The organism is Psychrobacter sp. 1Y4 (assembly GCF_051847555.1).
In genome coordinates, this window is the sequence record NZ_JBPYDE010001154.1 from 1 (window position 1) to 517 (window position 517).

Sequence of the window (517 nt, forward strand, 5' to 3'; positions counted from 1 at the left end):
CTTATGAATATAAAATTAACCCTAAGCCTATGACTTATGAGAGTTACGTAAAGATTTTGAGCTGTAAATATTGAAATGATAGGGACCGTGTATTACTAATACGCTATGCGATCTAACTGTCATGTCACTAAATCGACTGCGACTGTAGTGCTTCACGGATATTGACAGCAAACACACTGACATAATTAAAATGTTGATGCTGTGCGTCCTCATCGAGAATAAACTGCTTGGCTTGCTCACACATAGCGACAAGGTCGTCTATCAGTTCTTGATAATTTAAGTTTTCTTCTCCAGCTCGCTTGATCAGACGTAACTCATGCAGTAGCGTTTGTTGCTGTGCGCTATTCACCCTTGCATAGTTTAGATTAACCATTGCTTCGCACAATGCTTTTAGTACCATCAAATCAGCGGCTGCATAGCGGCGTATTTCACCAAGTGATACGTTGATAAAATCCGATATTTTTGGGGTGTGAGTGACCAAGGCTAGTATGGCCAATCGTTTTTGCTTTACCTCATC

The 517-nt window shown here is 40.4% G+C and carries 1 pseudogene; it reads right to left on the reverse strand.

The features are described from left to right. Window positions 1-127: 127 nt before the first annotated feature. Window positions 128-517: pseudogene (locus ACS8FC_RS20895) on the reverse strand (DUF2254 domain-containing protein); the annotation flags it as partial.